Below are 18,200 nucleotides of genomic sequence, written 5' to 3' on the forward strand. Positions count from 1 at the left end.
TGCGAATGGGTCAGGCTGCGAGGGAAAGCCGCTCTCTGGCGATGAGCTCGATGGAGGCGAGCCGTTCGGCGGCACCCACGGCGGGGGTATCGATGATGAATTCCGTCACGCCGTGGCGCCGGTGCAATGCATCGAGCTCGTCGTGCACCTGCTGCGCCGTGCCGTGGACCACGCTCGGGGTTTTCTCCTCGATGCGGTATTCGGCAACACCGGCCTGACGGGCGAATTCCGCGGCCTGTTCCTCGCTGCCGACATTGACGCTCTGGCCGTCGGCAAGGAAAACCTTGAAGATTTTCAGGCCCGCGACGCGCTCGCGTGCCCCACCCTCGGTTTCTGCCGCGAGCGCCGCGAGCGCCAGGATCGGTCGGTCACCACCGGACGCCTGTTCGTAGGCCTTGAACGTCTTGTCTAGATTGTCCGGATCGCCGTTCAGGTGCCCGGCGAAGACGAGCTTCCAGCCCTTTTCGGCCGCGAGCCTGGCGCTCTCCACGCCGGCTCCGAGCAGGAAGCGGTCCGGCGCGGTTGGCGGCAAAGGGGTCGCGAATAGACCGCCGTCCCGACCCTCGTCCGGATCAAGATAGCGGTTGAGATCGGCAAGCTGCTCGGCAAAGCTTTGCCGGCGCGAAGGATCGACCGCCGCCTGAAGCGCCCGCGTAGCAAGGGGCAAGCCGCCCGGCGCCTTGCCGACGCCTAGGTCGACGCGTCCGGGCGCAAGCGTGGCGAGAAGGTTGAAGGTCTCAGCCACCTTGTAGGTGCTGTAGTGCTGCAGCATCACACCGCCTGATCCGACGCGGATCTTGGACGTCCTCGCAAGGAGATAGGCGATCAGCGTTTCCGGCGCCGAACTTGCAAGACCCGCCATGTTATGATGTTCAGCAACCCAGAACCGGCAATAGCCCAATTCCTCTGCCCTGGCTGCGAGCGCGGCCGTTGCCTGCAGCGCATCGGCGGCCGTTTTTCCTTCATCGAGGGGGCTCTTGTCGAGCAGGCTGAGCTGGTAAGCCATGGAGCTGTTCCGGTTTCCGCCAGGACTGAACTCCAGTTAATACATAATTTTTATGCACTTTAAGAAATGCGGTTCTGTTTGCGCCTGCGAATGAGGAAAGTTGTCGCTTCTACCGCCGATTGAAGAGGCGTTTACCGTCCTTAGCCTCCTGCCCGTGCTAACCGATCGACGTCAGACATTCGCGGCGCCCACGCCGGGCGGACCTAGCCGAGCGGCGAAAGTCGGGCCAGGGTGTCCCCTCGCCTGTCGCTGTGAAGCAAGTGCAGGCAGCGCCGTTTCAGTCGCATGAACTCGCTTGATGCGATGATCTTGGTGGTTCTCGGTCTGTCAAAGGGGACTTTGATTTCTTCGTGAATCCGGCCGGGCTGCGCCTGCATGACGATGATGCGGTCTGCAAGCAACAAGGCTTCGTCGATGTCATGGGTGACGAAGACGATGGTCTTGCGGAACTGCTCCCAGATTTCGAGCAACAGTTCCTGCATCCTGAGCCTCGTCAATGCATCCAGTGCTCCGAAGGGTTCGTCCATCAGCAGGAGCTTCGGCTGGTTGATGAGGACGCGCGCGATCTCCACACGCTGCTGCATACCGCCGGAAAGCTCGGACGGATAACGATCGGCAAACCCGCTCAAGCCGACCAGATCGAGCACCCTCTCCGCTTCGAGCCTCCTCTCCGAACGCCCAATGCCGCGCATCTTCGGACCGAAAGCGACGTTGTCGCGGGCATTCTTCCAGGGAAAAAGCGTGTGGTGCTGAAAAACGATGCCGCGCTCCGGATCGGGGCCGTTAACGGCTAGACCATCGACCGAGAGCCTGCCCGCGGCCGGAATGATATGCCCTGCCAATGCACCGAGCAGCGTGGATTTGCCACAGCCGGAGGGACCCAGGAGGCAAACGAACTCGCCGGGCGAAACCTCGAAGCTGACATCGCTGACGGCTTCGAACATCGTGCTGCCGCGGCCAAGCCTGATCGAAACGTGCTCGGCCTCGACTCGTCCGGTCGCAGCACCGGCTATGCGCTTCTGGATGTTCATTGACGGCCTTCCTTCTTGTTCCATGGCAGGAGTGCGGTCCCCGCCGCCTTGAGGAGCGCACTGCTCGCCATGCCGAGCAGCCCGATCACGACCATGCCGACGATGATCTCGGGATAGTTCTGCAAGGTGTAGGATTCCCAGGTGTAGTAGCCGATGCCGAACTGGCCGGAGATCATCTCCGCCGTGACGAGGCAGAACCATGACGTTCCCATGCCGATCACCAGCCCTGTGACGATATTCGGCGCCGCACCCGGAATGATGACCTCGAACAGCATGGCGGCGCGGGTGCTTCCGAGGCTCCTGGCCGAGGCGATCAGCCGCGGATCGACACTTTCCACGCCATGGACCGTGTTGATGACGATTGGAAACAAAGCCCCGGTGAAGGTGATGAAGATCATCGAGAGTTCCGACGATGGGAACATCAGAACCGCGAGCGGGATCCACGCGACGGCAGGGATCGGCCGCAACAGTTCGAGAGGCGTCTGCAGAAAATCCCCGAGAACGCGAAAGCGTCCAATGATGAGGCCGAGCGCGACTCCGACGGCAGCCGCGATCGCATAGCCTGCAAAGACCCGTCCAAGACTGCTCGAGACATGGGCGAAAAGCCGCGGCGAGGCAAGGAAATCGAGCATTGCGATAACCACATCCACCGGCGACGGCACATTCTCGAAGGTAACGATGCCGAGACTCACCTTGAGGCTGGACGCCATCTGCCAAACGAAGAGGCAGATGGCGAGCGAGCCGGCCCGGCGCAGCCAATGTCCGATGAGGGAGCCGGTCATCGGTGGCCTCAGTTGCTTGCCAGGATCGACGATTTCACGCCGGTAAAGTCAAGCACGTTTCCGCCATGTGCCTTTGCCCAGCTTTCCGCATTTTCCTTGAGGAGGAACGCGCTGACCTCGCCGCTGTCGGCACGCACGAACCAGGCCTGCTCGCCGATGAGCTTGATTCCGCTCTCGCGATCCTGGGCGTAGAAGACCCGGATCGCCTTGCCATCTCCTTCTATCGCCTTGAGGGCCTTCAGCGCGTTTTCGGGCGAGGCATAGTGCCTGACCTGCGGTTCTCCATCGACCCAGATCTCGGCGACGCGCTTCGGATCCTTGATTGGCTCGCTGGTGGCAGCATCCTTGGCTGTAAGCGGCAACTGCTCATAGTTCTTGAGGGCCGCCTCGTAATCGAGGCCCGACGCCTTGAACGCAGCGCGAATGAAGCGGTCGTCGACGAAGCTGTCGACGTCCAGCGATCCGTCCGCCTTCTTGAGAGACTTTAGGGTTTCGATGGCCGTGGCGACGGCCTGCCGATACTGAGGTTTCCATGTGAGGTCGCGGGTCTGCAGTCCGAGAGGACCGTGGAACAGATAGTCGACCTCGGCCTCGACACCGGTGACCTTGCCGATCAGCTCGCTGTATTTCTCAGGCTCCTTGGCGATCAGCTGATCCGCCTCGATCGCAGCGCGAAGATAGGCGACGACGATTTCCGGATATTTTTCCGCATAGGAGGCGTCGACCAGAGCGCCATGAAAGGTCGGCGTCTTCGCCTGCGAGCCATCATAAATCTTTCGGGCAAAGCCGCGCCACGGGAAGAGCTCGGCGAAGGGAACGAAATCGGCATGGGCCTCGATCTGGTTTGCCTTGAGTGCGGCGCCGGCGACCTCGGGAGCCTGGGTGATGATGCTCACGTCGCTCTCCGCGTCCCATCCCTGCGCCTTGACAGCGCGAAGCAGCATGCCGTGCGAGGTGGAGGCAAACGGCACCGAGATCGTCTTGCCCTTCAATTCAGGAAGCGACTGGATCGGCGAATCCGTGGGCACGACAATGCCGTTGCCGCTACCGTTCACGCTACCCGAAAGGACGGTGATGAACAGGCTCTTCCGTCCGGCCTTGAGGTGCGCGAGGCCGTTGAAGGAGCCGGGAAAATCCGCCATCACCCCGAAGTCGAGCTTGCCGGCGATCTGCTCGTTGGTGATCGGTGCGCCACTCGTGAAGTTCTTCCATTGAATGTCGTAGGTGGCGTCCTTGTACTTGCCGTCATGCGGAAGATATTTTTCAAGCAGCTTCAGCTCGCGGATGAGCAGGCCGCCGGTCGCGGTGTTGATGGTAGTATCCTGAGTGCCGATCGCCACCCGGATGGTCTCGGCCTGGGCGGTTGAAGCAAAGCCGGGTGCCGCCAAGGCAAGGGCCACGAGATGTGTGCGCAAGTTCATGGTTCTATCCCATAGTCGTGCCGCGGGTTCTTGCCCGCCGGCTTCCAGTTGACTGACCCCAGTGTCGATCGCCGAACCGCTGTCGAGCGAATTTATGAGGCGGCTGTCAAAGCGGGATAAGCAATTATTTGCGGCGTGCCGGCCGGCACTTTGGCGCAAGCGTTCGGCTACTAACCCGGATTTTTGCTTATGTAATAAGCTGTTAGCTGCGGCATAGGCATCCCGGCCGGTGGTGGTAGCGGGACAAACGTCCAAGCTCCTCCGGAAAAGAGCAATGATTTTCCTTTATATTAGATAGATTCTATATAGTTTTATCCGGGGACTGAAGAGGGAAGTCATCATGAGCCTGGAACTACGCACCGAGAATATTGGGAAAGATCGACGGCCGGAACTGCCGCCGGAGCTTCCAGACCCGGTCATCCTGCCCGGCTACCAGGCACTGTTCCTGAGCGAAAGCGTCGACGGATTGGACGAGGGCGCCCATTTCCTCGACGCTTTGAAGCCGGAGGAATGGGCAAGGCTCAACAGCCATGGCCGGCACTTAGCCTTCTCGAGCGGTGCGGCAATCTTCGCCCAGGGCGACAGCCACGACGGCATATTCATCATCAAGACCGGTCAGGTTCGGGTCTTCTATACCGCTCCGTCAGGCCGTGAGATCACACTTGCCTATTGGACGGACGGGCACTTCATCGGCGGCCCGGAAATGACAGGAGGCGGCACGCATATCTGGTCCGGCGAGGCACTCAGCGATTGCGAGATCCTGTTCCTACCGGCCTCCGCCCTGAGAAAACTCGTCGTTGAACTTCCGAGTTTCGCCCTCTGTCTTCTGCAGGGATTGGCCGCGAAGGGCAAATGCTATTCCGCCATGGCCCAGATGCTCGGGACGCGATCGGTCATCGAACGCCTGGCGCAGTTCCTCACCAATCTCGGACAGCTTCATGGCGTGCGCGACGGGCAGGCGGTGATCATCAATGCCAAGGTGACACACGACCAGATTGCCGCCATGGTCGGATCGACGCGTCAATGGGTCACGATGATGATGAAGCGCTTCCAGAAGGAGGGTCTGGTTACGGTGACGCCGCGGCATATCCGCATCGAGCGCCCGCACAAGCTTATGAACATGGTATCGAAGGGCGGCGCCTGACGCCGCCCTTGCGCGAGAGATCTACCCTAGCTTTGTAAGTGCCCAGCGAACCGTCTTGCGCACGTCCGGATCGGCATCGGATGCAAGTTCCATCAGCGACTCCCGTGCGGCGGGATCAGCGATCTCGCCGAGTGCGGCGGCCGCCTCTTTACGCAGAGCCGGGATCTCGCTTTCGAGCAGTTGCGCTATGGCCGGGACCGCCGTCTGCACCTTGAGCTTGCCCAACGCGCCGAGGCTTTTCTGCTGGACCTGCCAGTATTCATCGCCAAGACCTTTCACCAGCACGTCAGCGTCGCAGACCCGACCGATGCGGCCGAGCGATTCCGCCGCGGCCGCCCTGACTTGCCAGTTCTCGTCGCTAAGAGCGGCGGCCACGGCGGCACGGGCTGCGGCTTTCGTCGTGAAGGTCAATGCGTCGACGGCGACGGCCCGGACGCTCGCGTCGGCGTCGCACGTCGCATCGATCAGCGACGGCAGGGTCTCCTCGAGCTTGAGGTAGGCAATGACGGCAAGGGCCTCGGCCCTGACGTTCGGATCCGCGTCGCGCATTGCGCCAAGCGCCGGCCCGAGCGATGAAGACGAGCGCAGCGCTCTCAACCCCCGAAACAACGCGGCACGGACAAAGGCGCTTGGGTGGCTAAGGGAAGGCAGGATTTCCGCTGCCGCTGCCGGGTCCTTGACCTCAGCAAGACTATCCGCCGCTGCTTGTGCGACCGATGGGTCGTCATCCTTCACCAGCTTGGCGAGGGCTCTCGCGGCATCGCGCGTCTCGAACTCGCCAAGCGCGATCGCCACCTGCAAGCGCACGCTCGCATCGTGATCCTCGCCAGCGGCCAAGAGATGTGGCAGCACGTCGATGCTTGCAGTTTCGGCAAGATCAATCACCGCGAGCCTGCGTACGGCCGGGTCTGCGTCGGTGAGCCGCTCGGCGATCTCCTCGGCGTCGCCGAAGTCTTCGAAGGGGTCGAACGCACTCATGTCAGCGCAGCAGATACGGAATGTTGACGGTGACCGCGCCGGTCGGGCAGTCCGTTTCGCACGGCATGCAGTACCAGCATTCGTCGAACTTCATGAAGGCCTTTCCGGTCAGATCGCTGATCCGCAACACGTCGAGCGGGCAAACGTCGACGCAGACGGTGCAGCCTTTGTCGGCAATGCATTTCGCATCGTCGACGACGACGGGAACGGTGGTGGGCGAAAGCGCGAGGGGCATTTTCTCTCCTGGTCAGGCTTGATTGGAAACGCGCAGGCGCTCGTAGGCGGTGCGCTCCTCGTGCTCGATTGGCACGATATAAGGCTCGATCGCCCGCTTTTCGGACACCATTCGGCCGTCGACCTTGCGAAGCAGCGTATGGCAGAACCAATTGTCATCGTCCTTGTCGGGGTAGTCGACACGATTATGGTAGAGGCCCCAGCGGCTCTCGGTCCGATAGAGCGAAGCCTGGGCCGCCATGTCGGCGCAATCGAGAATCGAGGAGACTTCCAGCGAGCGCATCAGTTCATGCGGATTGCGCGCGACGAGCGCCCTCTCGAGATCTTCCCTGACTTCTGCAAGCCGCGCCTGCCCGATCTGCATCTTCGCGGTAACCTTGGGCGGCTGGAGATAGTCGTTGACGAGGCGCCGGGTCTTGTATTCCAGCTGGTTCGGCGGAATGCCGTCGTCGCGCCGGGTCGGCGCCAGCACACGTTGGCGCTCGAGGCTGACCAGTTCGCTGTCGAACTCCGGCAGGTCGATCTCACCCGCAACCCCGGCAGCGTGTTCGCCGGCGATCGCGCCATTGGTGAATGCGCCGAGCATGTAGTTGTGCGGGACACTCGCCATATCGCCTGCGGCATAGAGGCCCGGCACGGTGGTGCGGGCGAATTCATCGACGAAGACCCCGGACGCACTGTGCCCCGAGCAGAAGCCGATTTCCGAGATATGCATCTCGATCATCACCTCGCGGTAGTCGGTCCCGCGCGCTTGATGGAACCTGCCGCGCGACGGCCGCTCAACCTTGTGCAAGATCTGTTCGATCTCGCCGACGGTGTCGGGATGCAGATGATTGAGTTTCAGGAAGACCGGGCCCTTGCCCGACTGCAGTTCGTTGTAGAATTCCTGCATCATCTGTCCCGACCAGTAGTCACTCTCGATGAAGCGCTTGCCTTCGCTGTTCGCCGTATAGGCGCCGAACGGACCAGCGACATAGGCGCAGGCCGGTCCATTATAGTCCTTGATCAACGGATTGATCTGGTAGCATTCGAGATTGGCCAGCGCGGCGCCTGCGTGATAGGCCATCGAATAGCCGTCACCGGAATTCGTGGGGTTCTCGTAGGTTCCGAACAGGTAGCCCGAATGCGGCAGGCCGAGCCGGCCCGCTGCACCCATGCAAAGGATCACGGTCTTGGCGCGAAGCACGAGAAACTCGGCCGAGCGCGTATTCACCGCGATGGCGCCCGCTATCCTGCCGTCCTTCGCCGTCAGCAGCCGTGTTGCCATGAAGCGGTTGGAAATCAGGATCCTTTCCCGCCTGATCTGGCGGTAGAGCGCCTTCTTCACCGTGTCGCCGTTCGGCATCGGCAGGACATAGGTTCCGAGATGATGAACCTTCTTCAGGTCGAAGTCGCCATTGGCGTTCTTCTGGAAGCGTATGCCGAAGCGGTCGAGCTCCTCGATGATTTCGAAACAGCGTGAGGCATACTTGAACACCGGCGCCTGATCGACGATGCCGTCATTGGCGATGGTGATCTCCTTGGTGTACTGCTCCGGCGTGGCGTATCCCGGCACGACGGCATTGTTCAGCCCATCCATGCCCATCGAAATCGCGCCTGAGCGCTTCACATTGGCCTTTTCGAGTAGCACCACGTTCAATTCGGGATTTCGCTGCTTCGCTTTCAACGCCGCCATCGGTCCGGCCGTACCGCCGCCGATCACCAGAACATCGCAAGTTACTTCCGTGAGGCCTTCGACAAAATTGTCTTCCATTGTTGTTCCCTAAGCCTCACGAATTGGCGATGTCCCGCAGATAGCTCCACGGATAGATGCCGCGGTCATGGCCATCGGAAAAACCTAGGCGCACGGCGTAGGAGCCGATCGTCTCGGCGCTCGTGATGGTCACGTCGTCGAACGAACCCTCCCTGCCCTCGATGGAAGATCGGACGTGATGAGCCGCTCGGCTGAGCGCGCGCAACCGTGAAGCCGGGATGGAGGAGAGATTGCCGTCATCCCACGTGATGGCGAGTGAGCGGCGCTCGGCGTTGATTCTTAGTTCCAAAGGTATCATGGCGTTTCCTGATCGTTGGACGCCATTGTAGGAATCGACCCCGGTTGGACACGCAATAAATTGCCTGATCGGCCGCCGCGGTGAAAAAGCGGCGGCCACTCTCTCTTCCCTGCAGCATTGCTGACTTGTCGCTCTACTGCGGGAGGCGAAAATGGTCGTCGACCCGGCGCAGGTGGCGCGTTTCCTTCGCCCATCCGATCGATCGACGATAACTGCCGAACAAGTTCGCTTGCTTCACGTTTTCCACCGTCAGCCCGTATGCGTTCGCCGGATCGGGATCGACGTAGAGCGAATCCACCGGACAATAGACCTCGCACATGAAGCAGGTCTGGCAGTCGCCCTGTCGGGCGATAACCGGAGGGCCGTCGCAATGGCGTCGAACACGTTGGTCGGGCAAACCTTGACGCAAAGATTGCAGTCGGTGCAGGTTTCCGTGTCGATGACTTCGATCATTACTCGGCCGCCTCGCGAAAAATCGGTTCTTCAACGGGTTCCGGCCTGACCGCGATATGTCCGAGCCCGCTGACGATCAGCCTATGGCGCTGTGCCGGATCCTGTTTCGAGAAATCATCCCGGCGGTGCATGCCGCGCGTTTCGGTGCGCGCAAGCGCAGCGCGGTACATCCAGCGCGCCGTCGCGGTCATCGCCGCCACCTCCCGCAGACGAAGCAAGTCTAAGTGGGAGACGCCGCCGCTAGTCTCCAGTCTTTCCCAAAGATCATCGAGGCGATGAACCTCGCGGGACAGAGCAGCCTCGGTCCTGAAATAATTCACGTCGAGCGGAAAGACCGCCTGCTGCACGGCCTGCAGTGCCGCGTTCGTGTCGAGCTCTCGCGCGGCCCCCGCATAGCCCGCTCGACCAAGGCGCCGCAGCACGGGACTGGGCTTTTTCTTCAGCGCAAACTTAGCAGCAGCGGTCCCGGCAAAAGCGCCGGTCGCAATCGCCCACGCGGCATTGTGGCTGCCGCCGCCGGTAAAGCCGCCGCAAATCGGCTCGCGGGTCGCATTGTCGCCGGCGCATAGAGACCCGGCACCGTGGTGGCGCAGTCGAGCCCCGTCAGCCGCAGCCCACCGGTGCCGCGCACCGTGCCTTCGAGCCGAAGCGTAACCGGAAATCTCTCGGTGAAGGGATCGATGCCGCGCCGGTCGAAGGGAATGAAGAAATTCGGTTGTGCGCGGCGCATGATCGCCTTCAACGCGTCGGTCTCGGCGAGATCGAGCCGTGCATAAACAGGCTCCGACAACAGCGTGCGGGCGATGATCGAGCGTCCCCGCGCTGAACCCGCGCCCTCGATCAGGGTTCCATCCTCGCGATAGAACCGCGCGAAACGATAAAGCGCCGTCTTGGTAATCGAGGCGAAGCTCGGCGAACGTAAGCCGACGAGAACTCCATGCCGGAAAGCTCCGCTCCCGCTTCCGCCGCCATCAGATATCCGTCTCCGGTTAGCACGTCGCAGCCGAGCGCCTTGCTCATGAAGGCACATCCGCCTGCTGCCATGATGACGGCAGCCGCGCGCACGATCCAGTTGCCGCCCTCCTGCCGACGAATGCCGGTCGCGCCGGCGATCGCGCCGGTGCCGTCGCGGACAAGTTCGAGCGCCGGCGAATGATCGAGTATCCGAACACCGGCATTCTTCACCTTGCGGCGCATCAGCCGCATGTATTCCGGCCCCTGGACCGAGATACGCTGCTCGATCCCCTGCTCATTGGACGGAAATGGATAGCCCCAGGCAGCCAGCCGATTGACGCTTTCCCAGGTTTTGTCGAGGATCGGAACCATCCAGCGCCGCTCAGAGAGATAGCCGCCCATCCCCTCCCGGCTTGCCATGGCGGTTTCCCGCTCGCGCGGATCGGGCGGCACGTACCAGATCTGGGTGCCGGCTGAGGCGGTGGCGCCGGAACTGCCGCAATGCCCCTTGTCGACCAGGACAACCTTCGCGCCAGCTGCGAACGCATTGAGCGCTGCCCAGCAGCCGGCTGGTCCACCGCCCACGACGAGGACATCCGTTTCGATCTCGAGAGAGGATTCCCGATTGCCTGGTGTCGGATCGCGCTCAGTCATGACGATACCTCTTGATCGTGTTTCGTATTTAGTACACTAAAACGGTCGATTATAACTGCAACCGAGGTCCTCATGCGGATTGCCAGCCTTGCAATGTATGTCAGCCCGCCACCGGTCGCGGCGGCGACGACGGCGCTGTGGGCGTTCATTCGGGACGACTTGCGGCGGGAGGGACTCCATGATGTCCCGGAAGGCTTGAGCGCCGACATCCGCTATGACGAAAGCTGGAGTCACCCTGACCTGTTGCTGGCGCAGACCTGCGGCTATCCTTACATCCGGCATCTGCGCGGCAAGGTCCGGCTCGTCGCGACACCGGTCTATTCGCATCCGGGCTGCGACGGTCCGGCGAAATGCAGCTTCATCATCGTGCGCCAGAATTCGCCAGTGCGCGCCCTTGAAGAGCTCCGCGGCGCGCGGGCCGCCATCAACGAAGCCGGCAGCAATTCCGGGGTCAATCTGTTCCGCGCCGCCGTCGCGCCGTTTGCGAGCGGCGGCCGGTTCTTCGCCTCCGTGGTCGAGACCGGAGGCCACCGCGCCAGCATCGACGCCGTCGCGTCCGGTGCCGCGGATGTGGCCGCAATCGACTGCGTCACCTATGGCAATACGCTGCGTTTCGATCCCGAACGCCTGGCCGGAATCCGCGTGCTTGAAGAGACCGTCAAGGGTCCGGGGCTGCCGTTCATCGCTCGCGCGGCGGCATCCGACCGAGAAATCACGGCTCTGCGCGGGGCGCTCAAAAGGGCGATCGCCGAACCGTCGCTGGCCGAAACGCGCGACACGCTGGCGCTCAAGGATTTCGTCGTCCTTGCGGACGCGGATTACGAACCATTGGCCGAGCTTGAGCGATCTGCGCATCGCCTTGGCTACCCGGTCATCGCCTGAACGACGCCTGTCTCGACTGGAAAATGGCAGGCAACGGCTCGGCCGTCCGAGACGGTCTCGAGCCGCGGCTGCGTCGTTGCGCAGACAGCCCTTGCGACGGGACAGCGGCCGTGGAAGCGGCAGCCGGGCGGCGGCTCGTGCGGGCTCGGCAACTCTCCCTTCAGCACAATCCGGTCGCCGCGTCTTTGCGCATCGACTGTCAGGTTCGAGGAAAGCAGCGCCTGGGTGTAGGGATGCGCCGGACTTGAAAAGAGCTGGCGTGTGCCGCCGCATTCGACGATCTGTCCGAGATACATGATAGCGACCCGATCGGTGACCCGTCCGACCACGTTGAGGTTGTGCGAGATGAACAGGTAACTCAGTTGCAGCCGGTCCCTCAGCGATCGCAAGAGGTTGAGCAGTTCGCCCTGGACGGAGATGTCGAGACCCGCAGTCGGCTCGTCGGCAACGATGATCGAAGGCTCGGCGGCAATCGCCCGCACCAGCGCCACCCGCTGGGCCTGCCCGCCGCTCAACTGGTGCGGATAGCGCGGCAGCAGTTGCTTGCCGAGGCCGATGCTTTCGGCCAGCGCTGCGATGCGCGCCCAGCTTTCGGCCGAATAGGTCCTGCGGATCTTCAGCGGCTCGGCCATGAGCGCGCCGACGGTGAGGCGCGGGGAAAGCGAGCTTGCCGGATCCTGGAAGAGAAGCTGGACCTTGCGCTGCAGATCACGCCGCCGTACGGCAGTGCTACTGCCAAGCACTTCCCCGCCAATCGCGAGCTCTCCCGAAGACAAGGGCTGCAGTCCGGCGATCGCGCGGGCCACCGACGTCTTTCCGCATCCGCTCTCGCCCACGAGGCCGAGCGCTTCGCCGGGACGCAGTTCGAGCGAGAGGCCGTCGACGGCGGTCATCCTGCCGTAGCGGATTACCGCGTTCTTGAGGGAAAGAGCGAGCGCACTCATCGCGAAGCATCCTGCCAACAGGAGAACCTGTGTCCCGCCTCCACCTGCCGACGTGGCGGCGGTTCGCTGCATCGCGCGTGGCTTTCGGTGCAGCGCGCAGCGAAGATGCATCCGGCGGGACGACATGCCGGATCCGGTACGATCCCCGGAATCGTCGCGAGGTCCTGTTCGGGATCGAAGTCGGAATAGGGATCGATCTCGCAGGCAAGCAGCGCGCGGGTGTAGGGATGGAGCGGCTTGCGCAGGACCGCCTTGACCGGCCCGCTTTCCACCACCGTTCCGGCATACATGACGACGACGCTGTCGCAGAGTTCGGCGATCAGCCCCATGCTGTGGCTGACGACGAGCATCGAGGACCGGGTCCGCCGCCTCAGGCGCTGCAGCGCTTCGACCACCTGCATCTCGATCGTCGCATCGAGCGCCGTCGTGGGTTCATCGGCGATCAGCAGCTTGGGCTCGACGAGCAGCGCCATCGCGATGACGACACGCTGCCGCATGCCGCCGGAAAACTCATGCGGATAGGCACGCATCCGTCGTGGCGCATCCGGCACGCCGACTTCGGCGAGCACGCGCTCCGCCCGCGCCCACAGTTGCGAGCGGCGGTCCTTGGGGAAGCGGCGGCGCTGTATGTCGACCAGTTGCGTGCCGATCGTGAATAGCGGATTGAGCGAACTCATCGGATCCTGAAAGACCATGGCAATCTCGGTGCCGCGGAGCGCTTCGGCCTCCTTTGTTGCAAAGACATTCTCGCGGCTATCGAAGGCGGCGCGGCCGGCAGACACTTCAGCATCGTCCGCCAGAAGGCCAAGCAGGGCGAAGGCCACGGTCGACTTTCCGCTGCCGCTCTCGCCGACGAGACCGACGGCCTCTCCATGTCCGATGGTGATGTCCACCGAATCCAGAACATGCGCGGTCGCCCCGGCGCCGGGATAGGAAACGTTCAGTTTCTCGATGGCGACAAGGGCTTCGCTCACAGGTGCTTCCTCAGCTTGGGATCGAGTGTGTCGCGCATGGCCTCCCCCAGAAGCGCAAAGCCGAGAGTGGCAAGGATCAGTGCCAGGCCGGAAAAGGTGGCGAGCCAGATCGATTGCTCGAGATAGGTGTAGCCGTCGTTGAGCAGACTGCCCCAGCTCGCCAGCGGCGGCCGCACACCGAGACCGAGGAAACTGAGGCCTGCCTCGATGGTGATGACGACCGGGATGTCCATGCAAGCGAGCACGAAGATCGGGCCGATGATGTTCGGAGTGACATGGTGCAGGATAACCCGCCAGCGCTCCGCCCCCAGCACCTTTTCCGCCTCGATAAAAGGACTGTTGCGAAGCGCGATCGTCTGCGCCCGTGCGACCCGGCCGAAATGTGGGATGAAAACGATGCTGACAAGGAGCACGACGTTTCCCAGCCCCGGCCCCAGAACCGCGACGAGCGCCAGCGCAAGAATGATGCTCGGAAACGAGGTGACGATATCGAAGATTCCGACGATCGAGAAGTCGACCGCACGCGGCGACAACGCGGCCGCAATGCCGAGCGCAACGCCGGCGATAAGCGAAATGGCGATCACCGACAAGGCGACGCCAAGGGCGACGCGGGAGCCGTAGATCAGGCGGCTTAGGATATCGCGGCCAAGATGGTCGGTGCCGAGAAGGTGCTGGAAGGATGGATCCATCAGCCGCTTTGCTGGCGCGATCGCATTTGGGCCATAGGGTGCGATCAGCGGCGCGGCGATTGCGACCAGGCAGATCATCGTGACGGCAAAGAGCGCGAAAGCTCCGCCCGGTCGGCGGGCGATTTGGAGCAGGGCCGGCATGGCTCAGGTCCCCCGCGCTGCGGCGAGGCGGGATCGCTCGCGTGGATCGAGGAGGCTCTGCGTCAGATCGGCAGAAAGATTGGTCAGCACGTAAAGAAGCACCGTGATGAACACGCCACCCTGCACCACCGGATAGTTGCGGGTGCGGATCGCGTCATAGATCAGCGAGCCGAGGCCAGGCCGATTGAAGATCACTTCGACGAAGACTGCGCCGCCGAGAAGTTCGCCGAACCCCATCGAGAGAATCGCAATGGTCGGTAGAATCGCCGGCTTCAATGCATATTTCATCAGGATCTTCGCTTCGCTGACGCCATAGGCGCGTAGAGTGCGGATGTGGTTCTCACCCAAAACCTCCAGCAGCGACGAGCGCAACAGGCGGGCGAGGTAGCCGATCCAGCCGACGGCAAGGGCGGCGGTCGGAAGCACCAGATGCCACAACTGGTCGCCGACAGCACCGGCCTCACCTGCTCCGAGTACCGGGAACCAGCGCAAAGTCACCGAGAACGTCATGAGCAGGAAGACCGCGACCACGAAGCTCGGCGTCGAGATGAAACCAACGCTGAGGAACGCCACGAGACGGTCCGTCTTGCCGCCGGGATTGCGCGCCGACAACAGCGCCAGCGGCACCCCGAACAGAATGGCCGAGAGCATGGCGGAGAACGCCAGCGCCACCGTGTTGGGCAGCGCCGCCGCAACGAGCCCGGCCACCGGCCGGCCGTTGAAGACATCCTCTCCGAGATCACCGGACAAAAGGTGGGCGAAGAAGGCGAGCACTTGCTCGCCGACCGGCCGGTCGAGGCCGATACGGGCGTTCAGCGCGGCGACGGCCTCCGGGGTCGCGCGCGAGCCGAGAATGACGGTTGCCGGATCGCCCGGTATGAGGCGCGTCAATGCCATCAGGATCACGACGGAACCGGCAACGGCGAGAAGCGCCGTCGCCAGCTTGAAGGCAAGGTGGATCCGGAAAGACGCGCCTCTCATTGCCGGGCGCCCCTTTCAGGCTTGGCGAATACCGGCACGGTGTCAGGCCGTGGCTTCGGTGAAGGCCGTGTACAGCCAGTTGTTGCCGTTCGGCAGGACACCCGGCTTCAGCCATTTGCGCGAGGCAAAGGCATTGAGGTTGTGGGTGATCCAGATGAAGGCTGCGGATTCATCGAGAAGCTTCTGGGCATCGATATAGATCTTTTCCCGTTCGGCCTGATCGACAGTGACGCCACCCTTCTCATGCAGCGCGTCGAATTCGGCATTTTTCCAACGCTGCCAGTTCCACTGCCCGACCTGGGCCGAAGTGAACCATTGCGTCTGGAAGCCCGGATCGAACTTGCCGTTGAACTTTATGAGCGACAGTTCGAGGTCTTTGCTGGCATCGTTCTCGCCGAGCGCCCAGTAAGCGGCGGATTCCAGCGCCTCGATCTCGACCTCGATGCCGACTTCGGCGAGATTCGCCTGAATGATCTGCGCGATCGCTTCATAGCGTGCGGTGGACTCGATGGTCAGCTTCGTCTTGAAGCCGTTCGGATGGCCGGCTTCGGCAAGAAGCGCCTGCGCCTTCTCGAGGTCACGCGAATAGACCGGGGCGTCCTTCCAATAGCCGAGCAGGCTCGGCGCCAAGAGCGAATTGGCGCGCGGATAGAGTCCGGAATAAGCGCCCTGCAGAATCGCATCGACGTCGACCGTATAGCGGATCGCCCGGCGCACGCGGATGTCGTCGAACGGCGCTTTTTCGATATTCGGGCCGAACCAGACATAGTCGATCGCGGGGATCTCGGTGACGCTCGCATCCGACAGCCCGGCAAGCTCCTTGCCGCTTTCCGGATCGATTGCCGTGAAGTCGATCTCGCCGGAGCGGAACGCGATTTCCGCGGTCTTCTGCTCGCCGATCGGCTTCCCGACGATTTGCTGGAAATGCGGTTTGATCGGCCCCTTGTAGTCCGGGTTGATTTCCAGGACGAACTGTTCGCGCGGCGTCCATTCCTTCAGCACGTACGGTCCGCTGCCGATCAGCTTGGTGGCGATATCCTTGCCGAGGGCCTCGAACGCTTTCTTCGAGATGATGCGTCCGGACCCGTCGGCCAGCGCGATCGTGTAGAGGGCGGGCGCCGGGTTCTTGAGAATGATGCGCCCCTCGAGCGGACCGGTCACTTCTACGCGCTCGAGTGCCGCCCAATCCTTGGCATAGGTTACCGGCTTGCCCTCTGCATCGGGCTTGATGAAGCGCTCGAAGGAGAATTTCACATCCTCCGCCGTCAGCTCCCCGTACCCGCCGGTAAAGGTCAGTCCGCTGCGAAGCTTGAAACGGATCTCCCTATCGCTGACCTGCTCCATCTCTTCGGCCGCGTCGAGCTCCCACTCGATCGAGCCGGGTTTGAAAGAAATCAGCCCCTGCTGCACCGACCAGATTACATTGAGATCGATCGGCCCGGAACGGTTCGCCGGGTCGAGATTGGATAGGTCCTTCTCCACGCGCACCACGATCTTGGTGCGATCGGCACTTGCAAATGCCGGATGAGTGCCGCCAATGGCGACGACAGTGGCAAGCGATGCGCCGCCGATGAGTACCTGCCGGCGGGTCGAATTGAATGTCATGGGATGCCTCCAATTTTCGCGGCATCCGACCACACTTGGCCGGTCCGCGCCCTCAACGAAGGCGATTAGAGTTCATTGTACATTAAATCTACAGACTAAATCAACTCAGTCGTAGGTCAATTTCGGAATGCCATTTCGTATTTTCACTTGAGTTGGCAACGGCATTGCGAATCCGTCGTTCGCAGCTCGCTAGCACTTGATCTAAATAGTCGTAATCTATAGAAATGATATATTAGATTACAGTGCTGTTTTTGCAGCGCTTTTCCTTGTATCCCGGAGTTTCGAGTGTTGCCTATCGGCAGTTTTTCTGCTCTCAAGAGCCCATCCATAAGCCGACTGGAATGGCCGACCGTCGCGCTTTCGGGGGCCATCTACGGCGGCTATCTGGCGCTCACGTGGTGGTGGGCGTCACTACCGATGCCGCTGGTCATGGCCGCTGGCAGTTGGCTAATTGCCTGGCACGGCTCGCTTCAGCACGAAGTGATGCATGGCCATCCTACCCGCAATCGGCGGATAAACGATGCGATCGGCTGGGCACCACTGTCCTTGTGGCTTCCCTATGCGATCTACAAGGATAGCCACCTCACCCATCACCGCGACGAGCACCTGACCGACCCGATAGAAGATCCGGAGTCCTCTTACTTCACAAAGGCCGCCTGGGATCGGCTCGGAGCTTTCGGGCGGTTGCTCGCCGCATGGAACAGCACCCTGCTCGGCCGGCTGGCGATTGGCCCGGCCATAATGATCCTGAACTTCCTTGCCCAGGAACTGCGCGCGGTCTTTGAAGAAGGCGGCGAACGTCGGAGGATCTGGCTGAGCCACAGTGCGGGTGTGGCAGCTGTGCTCGCCTGGGTTTTGCTGGTCTGCGATATGCCTCTTTGGCTTTACGTGTTTGGCTTCATCTACGGCGGCGCGGCACTTACACGGCTTCGCTCCTATGCCGAGCATCGCTATGCCGACAATCACGAGGAGCGTACGGCGATCGTCGAAAACAGCAGGCTCCTTGGTTTGCTGTTTCTGCACAACAACCTGCACGTCCTGCATCACAGCCGGCCAGGCATTCCCTGGTACCGGATCCCTGCGATCTACCGCCAGAACAGAGATGCTCTCGTCGCCCTGAACGGCGGGCTGGTCTACAACAGCTACCTCGAAATTGTCCGGCGATTTCTCCTGAACCCGCATGACGATCCGCGGCATCCGCGACATCGATGAAATCATCCGGAAAGACGCCTAAGTTCGTCAAATTGGACAGCGACCGACGCGTTATTAGCCTCGT

At 62.0% G+C, this 18,200-nt stretch carries 16 protein-coding genes and 2 pseudogenes; 3 read left to right on the forward strand and 15 right to left on the reverse strand.

Annotated features, from left to right (window positions below; genetic code table 11):
- Positions 1-10: 10 nt before the first annotated feature.
- From NXT3_RS20480 to NXT3_RS20495, 4 genes are all read right to left on the reverse strand, one after another.
- On the reverse strand, positions 11-1,006 hold the full coding sequence (locus NXT3_RS20480) for an MsnO8 family LLM class oxidoreductase (RefSeq protein WP_104840207.1): 996 nt from the start codon (positions 1,004-1,006) through the stop codon (positions 11-13).
- Positions 1,007-1,209: 203 nt separating this feature from the next.
- Positions 1,210-2,037: an ABC transporter ATP-binding protein gene (locus NXT3_RS20485; protein WP_064253803.1), complete on the reverse strand. Its 828-nt coding sequence runs from the start codon at positions 2,035-2,037 to the stop codon at positions 1,210-1,212.
- Complete coding sequence (locus NXT3_RS20490; protein ID WP_064253802.1) at positions 2,034-2,819, reverse strand: ABC transporter permease; 786 nt, start codon at positions 2,817-2,819, stop codon at positions 2,034-2,036. The genes NXT3_RS20485 and NXT3_RS20490 overlap by 4 nt, the downstream gene beginning before the upstream one ends.
- 8 nt (positions 2,820-2,827) lie before the next feature.
- Positions 2,828-4,240, reverse strand: coding sequence for an ABC transporter substrate-binding protein (locus NXT3_RS20495; RefSeq protein ID WP_104840208.1), 1,413 nt, complete (start codon positions 4,238-4,240; stop codon positions 2,828-2,830).
- A 340-nt stretch (positions 4,241-4,580) separates the two neighbouring features.
- Here NXT3_RS20495 and NXT3_RS20500 point away from each other — a divergent pair, with 340 nt between their 5' ends.
- Positions 4,581-5,384 carry a Crp/Fnr family transcriptional regulator gene (locus NXT3_RS20500; RefSeq protein ID WP_082912401.1) on the forward strand — a complete coding sequence of 268 codons (804 nt, stop codon included), beginning with the start codon at positions 4,581-4,583 and terminating at the stop codon, positions 5,382-5,384.
- Between the two features lie 21 nt (positions 5,385-5,405).
- On the opposite strand, the gene NXT3_RS20505 is transcribed toward NXT3_RS20500, so the two are convergent.
- From NXT3_RS20505 to NXT3_RS20530, 6 genes and pseudogenes are all read right to left on the reverse strand, one after another.
- The gene (locus NXT3_RS20505) at positions 5,406-6,362 is read right to left on the reverse strand and encodes a HEAT repeat domain-containing protein (RefSeq protein WP_064253800.1); all 957 of its coding nucleotides are present in this window, start codon (positions 6,360-6,362) and stop codon (positions 5,406-5,408) included.
- 1 nt (position 6,363) lies between these two features.
- Positions 6,364-6,597 carry a 4Fe-4S dicluster domain-containing protein gene (locus tag NXT3_RS20510; protein ID WP_064253799.1) on the reverse strand — a complete coding sequence of 78 codons (234 nt, stop codon included), beginning with the start codon at positions 6,595-6,597 and terminating at the stop codon, positions 6,364-6,366.
- A 12-nt stretch (positions 6,598-6,609) separates the two neighbouring features.
- On the reverse strand, positions 6,610-8,349 hold the full coding sequence (locus NXT3_RS20515) for a fumarate reductase/succinate dehydrogenase flavoprotein subunit (RefSeq protein WP_104840209.1): 1,740 nt from the start codon (positions 8,347-8,349) through the stop codon (positions 6,610-6,612).
- A gap of 16 nt (positions 8,350-8,365) precedes the next feature.
- Positions 8,366-8,647 (reverse strand): gamma-butyrobetaine hydroxylase-like domain-containing protein, encoded by a 282-nt coding sequence (locus NXT3_RS20520; RefSeq protein ID WP_064253797.1) that lies wholly within the window; start codon positions 8,645-8,647, stop codon positions 8,366-8,368.
- A 133-nt stretch (positions 8,648-8,780) separates the two neighbouring features.
- Positions 8,781-9,100: pseudogene (locus NXT3_RS20525) on the reverse strand (4Fe-4S binding protein).
- A pseudogene (locus NXT3_RS20530) lies at positions 9,100-10,708 on the reverse strand (FAD-dependent oxidoreductase). Before NXT3_RS20530 ends, NXT3_RS20525 begins: the two co-directional pseudogenes overlap by 1 nt.
- Before the next feature lie 72 nt (positions 10,709-10,780).
- On the opposite strand from NXT3_RS20530, the gene NXT3_RS20535 reads away from it, so the two are divergent.
- On the forward strand, positions 10,781-11,590 hold the full coding sequence (locus tag NXT3_RS20535; protein ID WP_064253794.1) for a phosphate/phosphite/phosphonate ABC transporter substrate-binding protein: 810 nt from the start codon (positions 10,781-10,783) through the stop codon (positions 11,588-11,590).
- Here NXT3_RS20535 and NXT3_RS20540 read toward each other — a convergent pair.
- From NXT3_RS20540 to NXT3_RS20560, 5 genes are read right to left on the reverse strand one after another with little or no spacing between them, the layout of a single operon-like run.
- On the reverse strand, positions 11,572-12,534 hold the full coding sequence (locus NXT3_RS20540; RefSeq protein ID WP_104840210.1) for an oligopeptide/dipeptide ABC transporter ATP-binding protein: 963 nt from the start codon (positions 12,532-12,534) through the stop codon (positions 11,572-11,574). The genes NXT3_RS20535 and NXT3_RS20540 overlap by 19 nt on opposite strands.
- Complete coding sequence (locus NXT3_RS20545; RefSeq protein ID WP_104840211.1) at positions 12,531-13,508, reverse strand: ABC transporter ATP-binding protein; 978 nt, start codon at positions 13,506-13,508, stop codon at positions 12,531-12,533. The genes NXT3_RS20540 and NXT3_RS20545 overlap by 4 nt, the downstream gene beginning before the upstream one ends.
- The gene (locus NXT3_RS20550) at positions 13,505-14,338 is read right to left on the reverse strand and encodes an ABC transporter permease (protein WP_104840212.1); all 834 of its coding nucleotides are present in this window, start codon (positions 14,336-14,338) and stop codon (positions 13,505-13,507) included. Before NXT3_RS20550 ends, NXT3_RS20545 begins: the two co-directional genes overlap by 4 nt.
- Before the next feature lie 3 nt (positions 14,339-14,341).
- Positions 14,342-15,319, reverse strand: a complete 978-nt coding sequence (locus tag NXT3_RS20555; protein ID WP_104840213.1) for an ABC transporter permease — start codon at positions 15,317-15,319, stop codon at positions 14,342-14,344.
- Positions 15,320-15,361: 42 nt separating this feature from the next.
- Positions 15,362-16,924: an ABC transporter substrate-binding protein gene (locus tag NXT3_RS20560; protein ID WP_104840214.1), complete on the reverse strand. Its 1,563-nt coding sequence runs from the start codon at positions 16,922-16,924 to the stop codon at positions 15,362-15,364.
- 294 nt (positions 16,925-17,218) lie between these two features.
- On the opposite strand from NXT3_RS20560, the gene NXT3_RS20565 reads away from it, so the two are divergent.
- On the forward strand, positions 17,219-18,136 hold the full coding sequence (locus NXT3_RS20565) for a fatty acid desaturase (RefSeq protein WP_104840341.1): 918 nt from the start codon (positions 17,219-17,221) through the stop codon (positions 18,134-18,136).
- Positions 18,137-18,200: the final 64 nt, after the last annotated feature.

This window comes from Sinorhizobium fredii (assembly GCF_002944405.1).
Taxonomy (GTDB): Bacteria; Pseudomonadota; Alphaproteobacteria; order Rhizobiales; family Rhizobiaceae; genus Sinorhizobium; species Sinorhizobium fredii_C.